This window comes from Alkalibaculum bacchi, from assembly GCF_003317055.1.
Taxonomy (GTDB): domain Bacteria; phylum Bacillota; class Clostridia; order Eubacteriales; family Alkalibacteraceae; genus Alkalibaculum; species Alkalibaculum bacchi.
Window position 1 is genome coordinate 60,036 of record NZ_QNRX01000002.1, and the last position, 15,832, is coordinate 75,867.

Annotated in this window: 14 protein-coding genes and 1 riboswitch; of the genes, 1 reads left to right on the forward strand and 13 read right to left on the reverse strand. The window is 34.7% G+C overall.

Annotation, left to right across the window (positions count from 1 at the left end; translation table 11 throughout):
* Window positions 1-166: 166 nt before the first annotated feature.
* From DES36_RS01745 to nth, 13 genes are all read right to left on the reverse strand, one after another.
* A complete protein-coding gene (locus DES36_RS01745) occupies window positions 167-973 on the reverse strand; it encodes a regulatory protein RecX (protein WP_113919496.1) in 807 nt (268 codons plus the stop codon).
* A gap of 356 nt (window positions 974-1,329) precedes the next feature.
* Window positions 1,330-2,649, reverse strand: coding sequence for a pyrimidine-nucleoside phosphorylase (locus DES36_RS01750; RefSeq protein WP_113919497.1), 1,320 nt, complete (start codon window positions 2,647-2,649; stop codon window positions 1,330-1,332).
* 358 nt (window positions 2,650-3,007) lie between these two features.
* Window positions 3,008-3,616 (reverse strand): hypothetical protein, encoded by a 609-nt coding sequence (locus DES36_RS01755; RefSeq protein ID WP_113919498.1) that lies wholly within the window; start codon window positions 3,614-3,616, stop codon window positions 3,008-3,010.
* Window positions 3,617-3,871: 255 nt separating this feature from the next.
* Entirely contained in the window at window positions 3,872-5,149 is a 1,278-nt protein-coding gene (locus DES36_RS01760) for an FAD-dependent oxidoreductase (protein WP_113919499.1), read from the reverse strand.
* Complete coding sequence (locus DES36_RS01765; RefSeq protein WP_113919500.1) at window positions 5,146-6,129, reverse strand: sulfide/dihydroorotate dehydrogenase-like FAD/NAD-binding protein; 984 nt, start codon at window positions 6,127-6,129, stop codon at window positions 5,146-5,148. Before DES36_RS01765 ends, DES36_RS01760 begins: the two co-directional genes overlap by 4 nt.
* 277 nt (window positions 6,130-6,406) lie before the next feature.
* On the reverse strand, window positions 6,407-6,997 hold the full coding sequence (locus DES36_RS01770) for a histidine phosphatase family protein (protein ID WP_113919501.1): 591 nt from the start codon (window positions 6,995-6,997) through the stop codon (window positions 6,407-6,409).
* 22 nt (window positions 6,998-7,019) lie between these two features.
* Window positions 7,020-7,751 carry an adenosylcobinamide-GDP ribazoletransferase gene (gene cobS, locus DES36_RS01775; protein ID WP_113919502.1) on the reverse strand — a complete coding sequence of 244 codons (732 nt, stop codon included), beginning with the start codon at window positions 7,749-7,751 and terminating at the stop codon, window positions 7,020-7,022.
* 12 nt (window positions 7,752-7,763) lie between these two features.
* Window positions 7,764-8,318, reverse strand: a complete 555-nt coding sequence (gene cobU, locus DES36_RS01780; RefSeq protein WP_113919503.1) for a bifunctional adenosylcobinamide kinase/adenosylcobinamide-phosphate guanylyltransferase — start codon at window positions 8,316-8,318, stop codon at window positions 7,764-7,766.
* Window positions 8,319-8,533: 215 nt separating this feature from the next.
* On the reverse strand, window positions 8,534-10,024 hold the full coding sequence (locus DES36_RS01785; protein ID WP_113919504.1) for a cobyric acid synthase: 1,491 nt from the start codon (window positions 10,022-10,024) through the stop codon (window positions 8,534-8,536).
* Window positions 10,021-11,277, reverse strand: coding sequence for an ABC transporter ATP-binding protein (locus DES36_RS01790; RefSeq protein ID WP_113919505.1), 1,257 nt, complete (start codon window positions 11,275-11,277; stop codon window positions 10,021-10,023). Before DES36_RS01790 ends, DES36_RS01785 begins: the two co-directional genes overlap by 4 nt.
* Before the next feature lies 1 nt (window position 11,278).
* A complete protein-coding gene (locus DES36_RS01795) occupies window positions 11,279-12,298 on the reverse strand; it encodes a FecCD family ABC transporter permease (RefSeq protein WP_113919506.1) in 1,020 nt (339 codons plus the stop codon).
* A gap of 200 nt (window positions 12,299-12,498) precedes the next feature.
* Window positions 12,499-13,461, reverse strand: a complete 963-nt coding sequence (locus DES36_RS01800; protein ID WP_113919507.1) for an ABC transporter substrate-binding protein — start codon at window positions 13,459-13,461, stop codon at window positions 12,499-12,501.
* 107 nt (window positions 13,462-13,568) lie between these two features.
* A riboswitch (cobalamin riboswitch) is annotated at window positions 13,569-13,745 on the reverse strand.
* 137 nt (window positions 13,746-13,882) lie between these two features.
* On the reverse strand, window positions 13,883-14,524 hold the full coding sequence (gene nth / locus DES36_RS01805; RefSeq protein ID WP_113919508.1) for an endonuclease III: 642 nt from the start codon (window positions 14,522-14,524) through the stop codon (window positions 13,883-13,885).
* Window positions 14,525-14,788: 264 nt separating this feature from the next.
* Between nth and DES36_RS01810 the strand changes: the two genes are divergently transcribed.
* Entirely contained in the window at window positions 14,789-15,700 is a 912-nt protein-coding gene (locus tag DES36_RS01810) for a DMT family transporter (protein ID WP_113919509.1), read from the forward strand.
* Window positions 15,701-15,832: the final 132 nt, after the last annotated feature.

The window sequence follows — 15,832 nt, forward strand, 5'->3', positions numbered from 1 at the left end:
TTAATCCTCTTTAAGTAGTTATCTTAGGTCCGCTTCGCGGACCTTTCTTTAAGTGCCGAAAGCACCATTGTTTGACCCAAAAGGAATGCTCAAATCTGATGGCTGATTACTGGACCGCTGATAGCACGGTTTTTTCCGCTTTCGGCCTTCCACTTTCTGCATATTATTAATCATATAAATCTACAGAACTAAGGTATTTTTTAATCACATCTACATCATATCCTTTGCGATACAAAGCTTCCATGGTTTTTTGTCGAACTTCTCGGTCACTTAGATTCTTTCTTTTGTACTTTTCTATGTACTTGTTCCCCAATTTTTCGAGTCGATCCATAAATACTTGGTCGAATTCTGTTTCCCGGGAAATAATCTTGTTACTTACTGTCCTTATATCTTCTGATTGATAGCCTTTTTGTAGAAAATATTGGCTGATTTTTGCCACCTTGTCCCGATAAGGCAGTTGATTGTATTTATCAGTAGCTTTTTCCATTTGTTTTTCTAAGTGATATATCTCTAAATCGTGTGGATAGCATGATTGCAATTGTGCAATAACTGATTCTTCTTCTAAACCCTTTTTTATGAGATAATACTTAATTTTGTTCTTAGATTGTCCTTCATTAATTTTACCTTTTATATATGTTTTAATGTATTGAGCATCGTTGACAAACTTGTAATCCTTTAGTTTGTCTAGAGTTATTTGAATTGTATTTTCATCAAAATCTTTGCCTAAAAGATAATTTTCTACCTCTTGTTCTGTTCTCATTCGAAAACCCAAATATTTTATTGCTAAATTATAAGATTTTTTTAAATTTGCCTGTTTTTGAATTTCTATAAGTTCTTTTTTATCTATTTCCTTTCCTACAGACAAGTGATGTAAAAAGATGAGTTCATCATTTACAGAACACAAAAATTCTCCATCAACAAAGAGATTATAAAATGTTCCATTCTTTTGTGGCTTTAGTTCTGTTATTTTCATTGCGAATACACCTTTCTTAGAAAGCGCTTCGCGCTTTCGTTCTACGTTTTAAGTTCTATGTTCTAAGTAAAAGCAAATATAATTTGCAATCAGCGTTCAGCTTTTAGTATTTTAGCTACCATTGGTAGCTGAATAATTTTAAGTTTTGACCATCAACTTTCTAAATCAAAATAATATTTTACAATAGATAAATCTTACTAAGGTCAAGCTCTAAGGTCTAAGATCCTTCGCTTGCGCTCACGATGACTACATAAGAACACTACTGCCTTAGTACTGGCGGATGGTCCCTGGACGCTGGTAGCTTTACTTCGAGTACGTACGTTTCCCCTTTAGTTGCTTACAATAATCTTAGACCTTTACTTTACATTACTTTTATCGTATATGCCATAAATAAGCTTTCTTTCTTCTATTGGTGTATCAGAGTACTGATAACATGTTTTTAGTTTTTCTATTGTTTGTTTTCCTCTTTCTTCATCATTGGCGTAAATTGTAGCAATAGCTTCACCTTTGTTTACTTGTTCGCCAACTTTTTTGTTTAAGTAAATCCCAACACCTAAATCGATTTTGCTTTCTTTATTTTCTCTCCCAGCGCCCAATAGTAAAGCACATGAGCCAACTTTTTCTGCTTCTATATGAGCGATGTACTGAGTATTATCTGAAATAAACTTTATTTCGTATTTTCCCTTAGGCAATGTTTCAGGATGAAGTACTTGTTCTTCTTTTCCCCCTTGTGCTTTAACAAGCTCTACGAACTTTCTAAAAGCTTCTCTGCTCTTGATTTTCTCTTTAATAAGATTTCTAGCTTCTTCACGTGTTACATTAAGTCCTGCTAATAGTAGAAGTTCTGAGCCTAATACAAGACACAATTCTACTAGATCCTCTGGACCTCCACCTTGTAGGACTTCAATAGCCTCTTTGACTTCTATGGCATTTCCCACAGTCCTACCTAAAGGCTGTTCCATATCAGATATGATTGCTACTACGTCCTTGCTCATATTTGTGCCAATATCGATCATTATCTTTCCTAATTCTACAGCATCTTCTTCTGACTTCATAAAAGCGCCATTCCCCATCTTAACATCTAAGAGAATTCCCTGTGCTCCTGAGGCTAATTTTTTACTCATTACACTACTAGCAATAAGGGATAGATTATCTACAGTTGCTGTTACATCCCTTAATGCATATATTTTCTTATCTGCTGGTGCTAAATCACCTGTTTGACCTGATATGGCTACGCCTATTTTATTTACTTGTTGGATGAAATCTTCTTCTGACATTTGAGTATTAAATCCTTCTATAGACTCTAATTTGTCAATTGTGCCTCCTGTATGGCCTAGTCCTCTACCTGCCATCTTAGCCATGGGTATACCACAAGAAGCGATTAATGGTGCTAAAATCAAAGTAGTTTTGTCCCCTACTCCTCCTGTACTATGTTTGTCCACAACTACCCCTTCTATTTGAGATAAATCCAAAACATCTCCTGAGTTCATCATCGCTTTAGTCAAATCAACTGTTTCTCTACGGGACATCTTTTTTAAAAATATAGCCATTAATAGAGCAGATGCTTGATAGTCGGGTATGGTTCCCTTGGTGTACTCTTTTACAAAATAATTGATTTCTTCCGTTGAAAGCTCTCCCCCTTCTCGTTTCTTCAGAATAATATCATACATCCTCATAATAATACCTCCACTGTATAAAGTATGCGAACTAATTTTTTTAGCGTTTCATCTCGTTGCGAATCTTTTTTGAATGGGCTGAAAGCAGAAAGCTGAAAAATAAGCCACCAGCAACCAGCTGGTAGCGATCAGTGTTTTGGGTCATACCTTATGGGTCAAAAATACAGCTAATGACTTTTTCCAATTTTGAGCCCTTTTGATTCTAAGTGGCGACAAGCTAGTTTCTACAGATTTTTCGTCGCTACGATCCTCAGAATGACAAGCAAAGGGCTGCAATGAAGTGTAAAGTTAATCCTGCATTTTGCATTTTGAATTCTATATCACCTACAAAGTTCCGCTGTCAGCTTTCCGCGCTCTACTAAATCAACTCTTCAAATCGATTTTCTGCTTCTCCCTTTGTCCAAATCACTTCCTTTTTGCCAAAGGAATAGATTAAAATATTGTGTTCCAAATCTATTTTCCAGTGATTTGCGCTCTCGTCGTAATAGCCCTCTAATAGAATCAACTCGATTACTCGATTATTATTTTCAAAATACTCTTTATAGGTTTCCATCAAATCTCCATCAAGGTATTTTGCATAATCTATAGCCATTGCTTTTAAAACCCATTCGTACCTTATATATGTTTTAATTAATAACCTAGTCAAATATTTTTCATTTATAAATAAATAATCTTTTTTCTTAGAAGGTGTATAATCCTCAACTAATAAACTGTAATTCTCTTCTTTTATCCATTGGAATTGTCCTTTTTCAATTGCTGGCGCAATAAGAGATATAAAATCTTCATCTGAAAGCATTCGTAGATACATATCGATTTCCGTATCCTTTAATTGTCCTTGACGATCTGCTGCCTTTATAATATCTGAAAAATTATTACGATTTAAACTTATTAGATTTGGTGACTCTTCTTTAAAACGAAATAATAGGTCGACAGTTGCATTTTCTAATATATCCGTTATATCTACCATAGCAATACCCCCTAATTTAGTTTTAAGTAGTAAATTCTAAGTTAAAGTATTTGTTTAGATGGTTTTATATACAACTTAGAACTTAAAACTTAGATCTTATTTATATCATTATAAAGTTTATATATAAAATATTCAAAAAAATAAAAACAATAAGGTACCCAAAGGCGACCTTACTATTTTTATTATAATATTTAATAAATGTTTTATGCACATGGTGTTCGCTATAGTGATAATTCTATAAAATAATATCTTATGCTACACTAATCTTTGAGCAAAAATATTTTCTAAATTTGATTTCTTCACTCTACTGCTAATCTCTTCACTATTAATGCTATATAAGCCTAATTCCTTCATTCTATTAAAATAACCCGCACCTGCAAATGTATATCTCTTTCTTTTTCCTTCAACAGTGTTCGTCATTTCACTTTCATAAGCTAGTAAATCTCCAATTGCTATGCTTCTTGGTAAGATAAGAAGAGGCATTCCAAGATGCCATCTGACTGCATTGTGACCTGCAAGAGATCCTGTACATATGGCTTCCGTGTGACCGACAAACAAACCTGATTTTTCACCTGCACAGAAAAGATTATTTAATCCAGCTACTTTCATATTATTTTCTCTGGGCGCTACAGAAAGATAACGGATAGAGTTTCCTTTTCCGCCTGCATATGGATCCATATACTGTGCTTTTTCTAAGCCTTTAATTTTTCGAAGTTTTTCAAGAGGATAATAGGAAGTCATCAGTTTAGCATGACCTGTATCTAATAAAACCACGTTTTCAGCAAATTCTTTTAATGCGTATTGCTGACATACCTTTTGGTTCAATTTATCCAAGTTTATATCTTCTGGTGGAACCTTTAGAACAACCACTCCTGTCTCATCTAATTGTCTTATAATTTCTGGTGATAAAGTTTCTTTTCCAAGCTTACAAGATCCGCTAAAAGCGCCATAAATATCTTCTTCTCTTTCCCCTTGTAAATCAGGGACTCCAGCTCTTGAACTAATACTTACTCTAGGGCCAAATGCAGGGCACCTGAGAACACACATAGAACAGCCATTTCCATACCTAAGACAATTGCCCATAGGTCCAGTAGAGCCTGTAGTTTCTATAAATACATCTCCAGAGACAAAACTTCCATCGTATAAGACAATTCCTACGATATGATCTTCTTCTTTTTTTACATCAATAACTCTAGTTTTAAGGAAAATTTTGATGCCCATGTTTTCCACATATTTTTTTACCATAGGCTCTATAATATTTATATCATATAACCAAGCGTGTTCGTGACCTGGAAAATCGATGTTTTTATGTCTTGTAGCTTTATCTGTTATAGAGATCAAATCTCCTGCACCTAATGCAATCAATTCTTCTGCTGCGGTATACCTTCCGTTATTTCTCATAATACCGCCAATATTACCTAAACCTAGGACTAAATCTGTCTTTTCATAAATTTCTACATCTGCACCTGCTTTTTTTGCCGTTATTGCAGCTGCCAAGCCAGACCATCCACCACCTATTATTACAACTTTCATATATTTCTTCTCCCTTCAAAAATATATTCTGGGTCTGTTTGTAATTTGCATAATCTTTTTACTACGTGTCCTTCGAATCTTGTGGTGCACGCTCCACAGACCCCTTGACCGCAGCACATTTTTGCATTATTACAGCAAGATGTTTTCGTTCTCCCATTAATATTTTTTAATATCTGTAGAATCAATATATCTGGCCCAGAAATATGAATATGCCCTACCTTATGATTTCCAATAAAATCTTCTAGTTTTTCCCCAAAACCCTGGGTTAAATCACCTTTATAAAGAGTTTCTATCTCTAATACATTACAAGGATATTTACGCAAAAAATCTTTGATAAATACATCTTCGTATTTTCCCTTGTCTATTACGAGGGATATATTATTGTTTTGTCTGTAGAGTTTTTTGAGTACTGGAATCATTGGAGCCAATCCAATAGCCCGAGCTACTAAAAGGACATTTTTGTTTTTACAAGTTCCTACATTCTTTAAACCTAAAACCCCATTCCAAAATGGACCCTTTACTAGTAATGTATCTCCTTCTTCTTTCTCATAAATTTTTTTTGTCTTAATTCCCTCAATCTCAATAATCATAAGAAGCCTATTCTTTTGAATATCACTCTCTACGATGGATATAGGAACATCAAAGTATTCTGTAGTTTCTGGTGTCCTTAAGAACGCATAGCTACCAGGAGAACACAGTTGTTTGCACAATTGGTGATTTGTTTCAATCACAAATTCTACTAAGCCCTTTTCTATTTCCCTTTTCTGAACAATTACACCTTTATACGTTTCTCGCTCCGCTTTAGACTCATTGTTATTCCAAATGAGTTCCTGATAAATACAAGTCCCCTTCCAATTCTTGCAATCACAAAATTCTTTTCCTTGTAATTGTGAACAAAGGATACATTCATTGGTTTCCGCCAAATGACAAGGACAATAGGGTGTCCCTGCGTCAATACAGTCAATCATCTCATAATTCATATATGTACCTCCTGTAACAACTTAATATTAATATATAAATTTATGTGGTTAAGTGTTACAAAAATCAGCGATTAGTCACTAGCACCAGTCACCAGTCCTCTAGGGTCAAGTCTCATGGGTCAAAACTTCACCCCCCCTGTAGATAAAAACAACTTAATAGTAGCTAATTCTAAGTGTAAGACTTTTCTCTTAAAGGACTTTACGGCTACTATTAGTAGCTGGTGGCTGGTGGCTGATCGCTGGCAAAATAAAAAGAGCGCGAAATTTCGCGCTCTTTTTATTTTGCCGCACTTGTCAAAGTCTTTAGCATGCCATAACCCTCTGTATAAGAAATCTCTACAATTCCTGCTAGGGGTACGTGAAAATGCCAGCGGTCAAGAACCTGTAAGTCTAAAAGATGAGTCATGATGCTTTGTACCGTACCTCCGTGACATACAATCATACATGAACCTTCTTCTTCTTTTATGGTATCGATAAAAGAGATTACTTTATTGTGAAAGGATTGAAGGCTATCTCCTTTTGGGATGTGATAATTTAAGTAGTCTTTTTGCCAATCGTCCCAATGTTCCTTATACTCCTTAAGAATGTCCTGGAAATGATAACCTTCAAATATTCCAAAGTTCATCTCCGACAGTTCACTAATTACTTTTACATCTGTTAAAGTATCTTCTCCAACTTTTTTTGCTATCTTTAATGCCCGAGAAATAGGACTTGAATAAATCTGATCCACTTTATATTCTTTTAAAGCATCCGTTAGTTGAACAAATTGTTCTTTTCCTCTTTCTGTATACTCTACTTCTGTAATACCTACAAATTTATTTTCGTAATTTCCAGTAGTTTCTACGTGGCGAACTAAGATAAATTCCATTACAATTCCTCCTTACCACTTATTAACCGACGAAATACCATGTGAGATAAGATACAAAAAGAAAGACAATTTGATTTAACTCGATCATCATGCCTACGGTATCCCCTGTCATTCCGCCTAATTTATTCTTAAAGTACTTTATAAAATAAGCACTCATGAGCATACACAGGGCAAATGGAATAAGATAAAAGAAATCAAATAATAAGATGATTATTGTCGAGAAAATAAGACCAAAAACTCTCTCCTTCCTACCCATTCGCTCCATAAATCCTTTACCTAAGCTATTGCCTTTTCTTGCAGACTCACTAAAAGATGCAGAAAAAAGGGCTCCTGTCCTTCCAATTATGGGGGCAATGATAATAGCATATCCGTCCACAAATTGATAAGAAATAAAATAGCCTAATACTAAAAGCAATAGTCCAATTGCACCAAATGCTCCCACCCGACTATCCTTCATAATTTCTAAAGTTTCTTCCCTACTCCGGTTACTGAGTACTCCGTCTAATGTATCCATAAATCCATCAATATGAAGCCCGCCAGTAAGCCATATGTACAAAAATACCAGCAGAAAGGCGCTAACTTGCCCTTCTACGTCTTTTAATAGATACCATAAAGCATATAAAACAAGACCTATTACCAGACCTACTACAGGTAGAAACTTCATAGAGGAATAAAAATCTTCTTCACTAACTTCCGATTTAATTTGTATTGGTAGCCTAGTATAAAAACTTAAGGCTATAAAGAATTTTCTCACAAGATCATCACCTTATTTAATCTTCATCTGTAGTCCACTGACGATAAAATATACATCATCGGCCCTAGATGCAATATACTGATTGATTCTTCCAACTATATCTCTATAGTAACTACCCATTTTGTAAGCAGGTACTAAACCCATGCCCAATTCATTTGTTACGATGATCATGTCTTTCTCATGAGATAAATCCAAGAGTTTTTTTACCTCTTCAATGATTTCTTTTTCTAATACATCTACTTCTTCTACTTCACATGTATCAAAATCTAAGCCAGAGTAAAACATGAGATTGTTGATCATAACTGTAACACAATCTACTAATAGTATATCTGCTTCTTGATAATCTTGTAGCTCAACGACCTCATTGAAATTGCGATATTTTTCAATAGTAGCCCATTCTTTTGGTCTTTGGGCCCTATGTTTTTTTATTCGGCTCTTCATACCATCGTCAAAAGGTATAGAAGTTGCAATATAGGCAATTTGTTTATTGCTCTCTTTAGCGATTCTTTCTGCATAAGTGCTCTTACCGCTACGAGCACCTCCAGTAATAAATGTAATACGTCCCATATATGTGCTCCTTTCGCAAATATGCGACTTATGTCGCAATGAATAGTGAACAATGAACGATGAATAATGAACAATTCAAAAGGCAACAGGAGTCGCATATTTGTACTGTTCAATGTTCAATTTTCATTATTCATTAAAGATCTTCCCGTTCAACTAAAAAATTTTAGCCTTCAACTGATTCAAACCTATATAATTATAACTCAATCAAGTATTACTCAAAACTCACTCATAATCTCCAAAATCTTCTCAACATCCAAATGCTCTTTTATAATCTTTCCTAATTCTACGTATTGGGTTTCTTTGAATTCTTCGAAGGATAGTGTTTGGTCTTTTGTTTCGATTCCCTTTTGTCTACGGATATTGTCTAAGAGAAATTTTCTGAATTTATCGTTATCGAAAATACCGTGCAAATAAGTTCCTAGTACATTTTCTTCTTGGTTAATCGCCCCATCCATGTGACCTTCTTGCAAATGTACAAAATGTTGATGGCTTTCGTTAAACTTCGTAACACCCATGTGAATTTCATAGCCTTTTACATCTGCTTTTAGTTTTTCTCCCATAAAAGAGATATCAATGGTTCCTTCTACTTGCACTGTTCTTTTTTTATTAGAAATTATGGTGCTTGTATTTAATAAGCCAAGACCATTTGTCTTGAGGACGGAGGATTCATTATTACCTTCATCTATGATTCCACTTCCTAGAATTTGATAACCACCACATATTCCAATAATCGGTTTACTTTTTTTATGATGCTCTAAAATCTTTTTCGTCATGCCTGTATTATTTAAATAAACCATATCTTCAATGGTATTTTTACTGCCCGGTATGATCAGTAAATCAATGTCTTTAAAATCCAATGCAGATTTTATATACTTGACTTCTACATCTTCATCCATTTCAAAAGGCGTAAAATCTGTAAAGTTTGAAATATGGGGCAATCGGAGAACTCCTACTACGATATCTTTTTTCGCCTGATAAGATAATCTAAGGGAAACGCTATCCTCATCATCAATATGTAGTGTAAAATAAGGAATAACCCCAAGACAAGGGATATTTATTTTATCCTCTAACATCTTGATTCCAGGCTCTAGAAGTTTTACATCTCCTCTAAATTTGTTAATAACAAAGCCTTTCATTCTCGCTTGTTCTTCTTTTTCTAGCAGCATATATGTGCCATATATAGAGGCAAAAACACCACCTCGATCAATATCTCCAATGAGAACAACTGGAGAATCTACCATTTCTGCCATTCCCATATTGACTAAATCGTTTTCTCGTAAATTGATTTCAGCTGTACTTCCTGCACCTTCAATTACAATAGCATCATATTCTTCTGCTAATTTATCATAAGCCTCTTTGATGATATTCTTAAACTTGGGCTTATTCTTATGATATTCTGTTGCCGTCATATTTTGATATACCTCTCCCATGACGATTACTTGGGACCCAACATCTGAAGATGGTTTTAATAGAATTGGATTCATTTCTACCATAGGCTCAATTCTTGCTGCTTCTGCCTGTACTACTTGAGCTCTGCCCATTTCTTTTCCATCTTTTGTTATAAAGGAATTAAGAGCCATATTCTGAGATTTAAAAGGTGCTACATGATAGCCCATATCTTTCAGTACTCTACATACGCCAGCTGTTAAAATGCTCTTTCCTACTGATGAACCCGTGCCTTGAAACATAATATTCTTTTTTTTCATCTTTTACTCTCCAAATTAAAATTACTTAAGAATTTTTCATAATGGTCTATAACATAAAAATTATTCTTTTTCTTTAGTTCATCTATAATTTTTGTTGCCTTACCCTCTGTATAATCATACTGCCCATTTTTCTCTATAAAATAAATAGGTTTATCTACATCTTTTAAAATTTCTAAGTTAATTAGATTACCGTTTCCATAAGGCATATTGCTGACGAGAACATAATCGGCCTGATGTAGCATTTCTAAATTTAATTGTCCTTGTTCTTTCGTCATTGCAGAAAAAGGTGGGGCGTCTACTACAGGAATATTTAATATTCTGCACATCTCCCAGTCGCTATCCCCTTTATTAAGTATGCCTGCAGATAAGATCATTCCGAGAGAATTAAATCTTTCTAAAATTTCTTCTCCTGAGCCTCCACCACAAAGTATGTGTACTCTTGTATCTTGTTTATCCACCTTTTCTTTGATAACTCGAAGAGGCACAATTTCTCTTTTGCCGATAATCTTATTTTCTCGAATAATCATTTCCATTTTGTACAGTTGAGATAAATATTTTTCATGGATAACTTCATCAGGACTTCCTTCTGCTAAAACTTTTCCTTTGTTAAGAAGTATTAGCCGATCGCTAAATCGAGCTGCTAAATTAATATCATGAAGAATAGCTACTACAGTAACCCCTCTACTCTCTTTAAGTTTATGAATCAATTCCATGATTTCTAATTGATGATGGACATCTAAATGAGAAGTAGGCTCGTCTAGTAGTATTAGATTCGCTTGTTGAGCGATTGCTCTAGCCACGACTACTCTTTGACGCTCACCACCGCTTAACTCGTTAAACAATGCATCCTTAAAACGCCATGTGTTGGTCATTTCCATAGCTTCTTGTACAATTTCAAAATCCTTTGAAGTTTTCTTATGTTTTCGATCTATATGAGGATTTCTGCCCATCATGACGATATCTAAATTTGTAAACTCGTATTCAATATTAAACTCTTGAGGTACTACTGCTACAAGTTTTGCTAGTTCTTTTTTTGATATGCTTGTACTCTCATGATCTAATATGCGAATAGAACCACTGCTCTTTGGAATAATATCTGTAATAGCTTTGACTAAAGTGGATTTGCCTGTACCATTAGGTCCAATAATTCCTACAAATTCACCTTTATAGACAGAAAAATCCAACCCATTTATGATCTTTTTCTCCCCATAGGCTACTTCTAAGTTCTGTATTTTCAATACTTCTCTATTCATACTATATGCCTCCACGTTTTCTCTGTCTAAGAAGATATATAAAGAACGGACCACCAAAAATAGCTGTAATAACACCTACAGGTATTTCTTGAGTCATAAGACTTCTTGCTGCCGTATCACATAATATTAGAAAAATACCACCTAGCAAAAATGAATAGGGGTACAATTTTTTATGCTTTGGACCGACAAAAATTCGAACTACGTGAGGTATAATCAATCCAACAAATCCGATAATCCCTGTGATACTAACCGTAGCAGCTGTCATCAACGCAGTAACTACTAATGCGATAAGCTTTAGTTGGTCTGTATTTACGCCTAACTGAGAAGCACTATCCTCACCTATGAGCATAATGTCCATCTGACTATGTAAGCTATAAAGAATAATAAAGCCTATAACTACATAAGGGATAATAATCAAAACTTGCTCCCAACTCTTTCCATTAAAAGACCCCATAGTCCAATAGATAATCTGACTCATCTTATCCGAAAAAATCATAAGAACGGAATTTACTGCAGATAAAAATTGAGACATGGCCACACCACTAAGCAGCAATGTAGGTACAGGTACTTTATTGCCTATTTTAGAGATATTGTAAACTAATAATAAGGTAAGTAAAGCAAAGATAAAAGCCAGTATAGAAACAAGATCTTTACCATTGAAACTTAGGTTCATGGCGATGCCAATAGATGCACCTAGCGCAGCACCAGAAGAGACCCCTAATAAGAATGGGTCTGCCATAGGGTTTTTAAAGATTCCCTGATATGCAACACCGCAAATGGATAAGGTGCCTCCGACTAATAAAGCCAGTATTACTCTGGGCAGTCGTATATTCCATATGATCGCTATCGTAGATGCCTTAATTCCTTCTACATTCCCAATATTAAAAAGTTTGTGCAATAATACCTGAAATGTTTGCCCTACTGAGATATTTGCTACACCTAAATTAGTACAAACTAGAATGGTAATAAAAGCTAAAATAATTATTGTGATTAATGAGTGTTTTCGAATTCGTTTTTTCATATTTTCCCCTTATGTATGTCCTTAGGTCAAGAATAGCACTTTCGTATCCTAGAAAGTAATAAATTCATAGGGCAACCAACGATTGCCCTATCATTTTATTAAGCAGGTAATTTCTAAATTATAAACCACTACTATCTTCAGTGGCAAAATGACCCTAAAGGAATACCCAAGCGCTAGTGACTAGCAACTAGCGACTATTCTTAAAATGCTTCTGGATGAATTGCTTTTGCTAAAAATTCTAAACCTTTCATTACTCTTGGACCTGAACGAGATAAAATGTCATTTTCTTCTGTTCCCCATGGGAAATAAACAATATTATCATTTTCTACAGCAGCAACTGATTGAAGTCCACCATTGCCCTTGATCTCCTCTACTGTAGGGTATAATGAAATGTAAACATCAGGATTTGCATCTACAATTTTTTCTAATGTCAAAGTTGGCCATGCTGTATCAGAGTCTGCTGCAATATTTACTGCATTAATCTCCTGTAGCATAGAATCAATGAACGTATCTGCTCCTACTGAAACAAAATCTTGTAAGTCTACAAATACCTTTTTCTCTTCTGTGTCTTTGACTTTATCTGTAATCTCTTTTCGAGCAATATCTAAGTCTTCTACTAGTTTATTTGCAGTCTCTTGAACATTTCCAATCTTTCCAATTAATTGGATATTTTCTAAAACACCATCTACATCTGTTTGATCTGAAATGACAATTGTTTTTATCCCTGCAGCTTTGATAAGTTGTGTTGCATCTTCAGGCATAGGTGATGATACAAAGAGAACCTCTGGTTCTAAATCGATGATAAGTTCCGTATTGGGTTCTACATAATTTCCTACAACTTCAATCTCTTTTGTTTCTTCAGGATAATTACTGAATTCATCTCTACCTACGATTTGATCTCCTAAACCTACAGCAAAGAGCGTCTCTGTAATAGAAGCAGATACAGAAACAATTCTTTCAGGAGTTTTTTCAAGGGTAATTTCGTTATCTGCAGTATCCTTAAATGTAAATGGGTATATAGTTTCCGTACCGTCACTTGATTCGGTTGTTGTATTCCCCTCTCCTGTCGACTCTTCTTGTGGTTTATCATTTGAACACGCTGTCCAAGTAAATGCCATTAATGTGACGAGCATTAGTATTAGTACTTTTTTTAATGTTTTCATTTTGTTACCTCCAGTTATTTCATTATAATTTGTTTCTTAACGCAACAAAACCTTCTACATTTGAGAAGGTTTTCATATTAAACACGCACAACACCATCCTCCCCGATAGTTCCTAGTTTCTTAAGGCAGGTCTCCTGACTCGTGTTTCAATCTCCACTCTTCCTTCCCATCGTTTAGACAGTGGTTTTTATTAGAGTTTCGTCCACACTTACAGTAGCGGGGGCTGTAGTGGTTTTTCACCACTTTCCCTATTAAGCATTTGCACCTTATAGAGCTATTTTATTTTATAAGATTATGCTAACACAAAACCTATGAAATTTCAATATAAAAAGCTGAATGCGGAAAGCCGAATGCCGAATGCTCACCCTGTGGGCGAGGTTTTTTTATTTTTCAGTTCAAATATACTGAGCTTTTATATGATTTAATCACAAATTAACTCCTTATAATATAGACATAATCCCTTTACCACGCAATCTTCGCATAAGGGTTTTCGAGCCTTACATACTTTTCTACCATGTAAAATTAGCCAATGATGCGCTACAGACCAATCTTCTTCAGGGATATTCTTCATCAAATCCATCTCTGTGTTTAGGACATCTTTACTCTCTGCTAAGCCAATTCGATTAGAGACTCGAAACACATGGGTATCTACAGCTATGGCATTTTGTCCAAAGGCATTACTCACTACTACATTTGCAGTTTTTCTTCCCACTCCTGGAAGTTTCATGAGCTCTTCAATAGTATCTGGCACTTGACCCTCATACTCATTTATTAATATAGAGCAAGTAGCGATAATGTTTTTGCTCTTTGAATTGGCGAGACCACATGTTTTTATATAATCTAAAAGTTTAGGCTGCCCTAACTCTAGTATAGCTTCTGGTGTATTGTAATCTACAAATAATTTATCTGTAACAATATTTACTCTAACATCCGTACACTGAGCAGATAGAATCGTTGCTATTAACAATTCAAAAGAAGTTGTAAAATGAAGAGCTGGCCCAGCATCAGGGTACTCTTTTCCCAATAATTCTAATACTTGTTTTATGTCTTTCTTCTTTAACAAAAAATCCCTCCTCTAGAAAGAAATTCGTTTATTATTATATCATAAATATGTCGCAGATTGCTTCAGCGACTTTTATGTATTCCTCTTAAAGAGAAGATACAAAGACTTGAATACATTTTTCCCTTTATATAATCCCCTATACGAAAGAGAATTTATTTAGCAAAATAATACAAATTAATATCTAACTGACGTTTATTATGCTAAAATATTCATTGGGCGCTATTTTTATAAAATAGTGCTATGGACAATAAAGGAGTTCTTTGTATGAATAACAAGAAAATGTTATTAGGTGATTTAGGCTTGCTTATAACTGCCTTTGTATGGGGAAGTGGGTTTGTTGCTGTAAAGAATGCTTTAGACACTTTGTCTCCTATGTATATTATGACCCTTCGCTTTGGCATTGCAGCTTTGCTAACGGGAATATTATTTTATAGGAAAGTCATCACTATAGATAAAGAACACTTAAAAGCAGGGTTTATTATTGGACTTTTTTTATTTTCAGCCTTTACTACGCAAACCATCGGCTTACAGTATACATTAGCAGGAAAACAAGCTTTTTTAACTGGTACTAATGTGGTGATGGTTCCCTTTTTATTTTGGCTTATTAGTAAAGAAAGACCAGATAAATTCAGTGTTTTTGCTGCTATTTTAATGATTGCAGGTATTGGCTTATTAACACTTGATTTAAACAAAGGCTTTGTATTAAACAAAGGAGACATACTTACCTTAATATGTGCATTGCTCTTTGCTTGTCATATGATAGCAGTTGGTATTTATGCAAAAAAACACGATCCTATAAAACTTACAGTCATTCAGTTAGGTGTAGCCTTTATACTTTCTTTAGTAACTATGTTGGTTACCAGTGATCCTATACTATTTATTCCAGATAGTGGAATAAATGAAGTGCTGTTCTTGGGATTATTTTGTACATTTATGGCTTATCTCATTCAAAATATTGCTCAAAGATATACTACCCCATCCCATGCAGCTTTACTGCTTAGCTTAGAATCCTTCTTTGGTAGCATTATGTCTGTAATCTTTTTAGGAGATCTATTTAGTCCTAATATGATTGTAGGCTCCGTCTTAATTTTTACGGCCATTATTACTGCTGAAACGAAGTGGAAGTTTCTCAAGTTAAAAAAGCAAAATCAATCAATCGAAATGAACAATGGATGAACAAGTGCCTTGGGCACTTTAGTTCTACGTTGTAAGTTGTAAGTAAAAGCTTTTAGGTCACCAATTATAACTAGGCAAGAGACAGGGTCAAAAAGTAGAACTTTTCTGATAAAGAACAATCGTTTAACAATT

Coding starts and splice junctions, on each gene's coding strand:
- DES36_RS01745 (WP_113919496.1), bottom strand. CDS start 973: ATGAAAATAACAGAACTAAAGCCACAAAAGAATGGAACATTTTATAAT.
- DES36_RS01750 (WP_113919497.1), bottom strand. CDS start 2,649: ATGAGGATGTATGATATTATTCTGAAGAAACGAGAAGGGGGAGAGCTT.
- DES36_RS01755 (WP_113919498.1), bottom strand. CDS start 3,616: ATGGTAGATATAACGGATATATTAGAAAATGCAACTGTCGACCTATTA.
- DES36_RS01760 (WP_113919499.1), bottom strand. CDS start 5,149: ATGAAAGTTGTAATAATAGGTGGTGGATGGTCTGGCTTGGCAGCTGCA.
- DES36_RS01765 (WP_113919500.1), bottom strand. CDS start 6,129: ATGAATTATGAGATGATTGACTGTATTGACGCAGGGACACCCTATTGT.
- DES36_RS01770 (WP_113919501.1), bottom strand. CDS start 6,997: ATGGAATTTATCTTAGTTCGCCACGTAGAAACTACTGGAAATTACGAA.
- cobU (WP_113919503.1), bottom strand. CDS start 8,318: ATGGGACGTATTACATTTATTACTGGAGGTGCTCGTAGCGGTAAGAGC.
- DES36_RS01785 (WP_113919504.1), bottom strand. CDS start 10,024: ATGAAAAAAAAGAATATTATGTTTCAAGGCACGGGTTCATCAGTAGGA.
- DES36_RS01790 (WP_113919505.1), bottom strand. CDS start 11,277: ATGAATAGAGAAGTATTGAAAATACAGAACTTAGAAGTAGCCTATGGG.
- DES36_RS01795 (WP_113919506.1), bottom strand. CDS start 12,298: ATGAAAAAACGAATTCGAAAACACTCATTAATCACAATAATTATTTTA.
- DES36_RS01800 (WP_113919507.1), bottom strand. CDS start 13,461: ATGAAAACATTAAAAAAAGTACTAATACTAATGCTCGTCACATTAATG.
- DES36_RS01810 (WP_113919509.1), top strand. CDS start 14,789: ATGAATAACAAGAAAATGTTATTAGGTGATTTAGGCTTGCTTATAACT.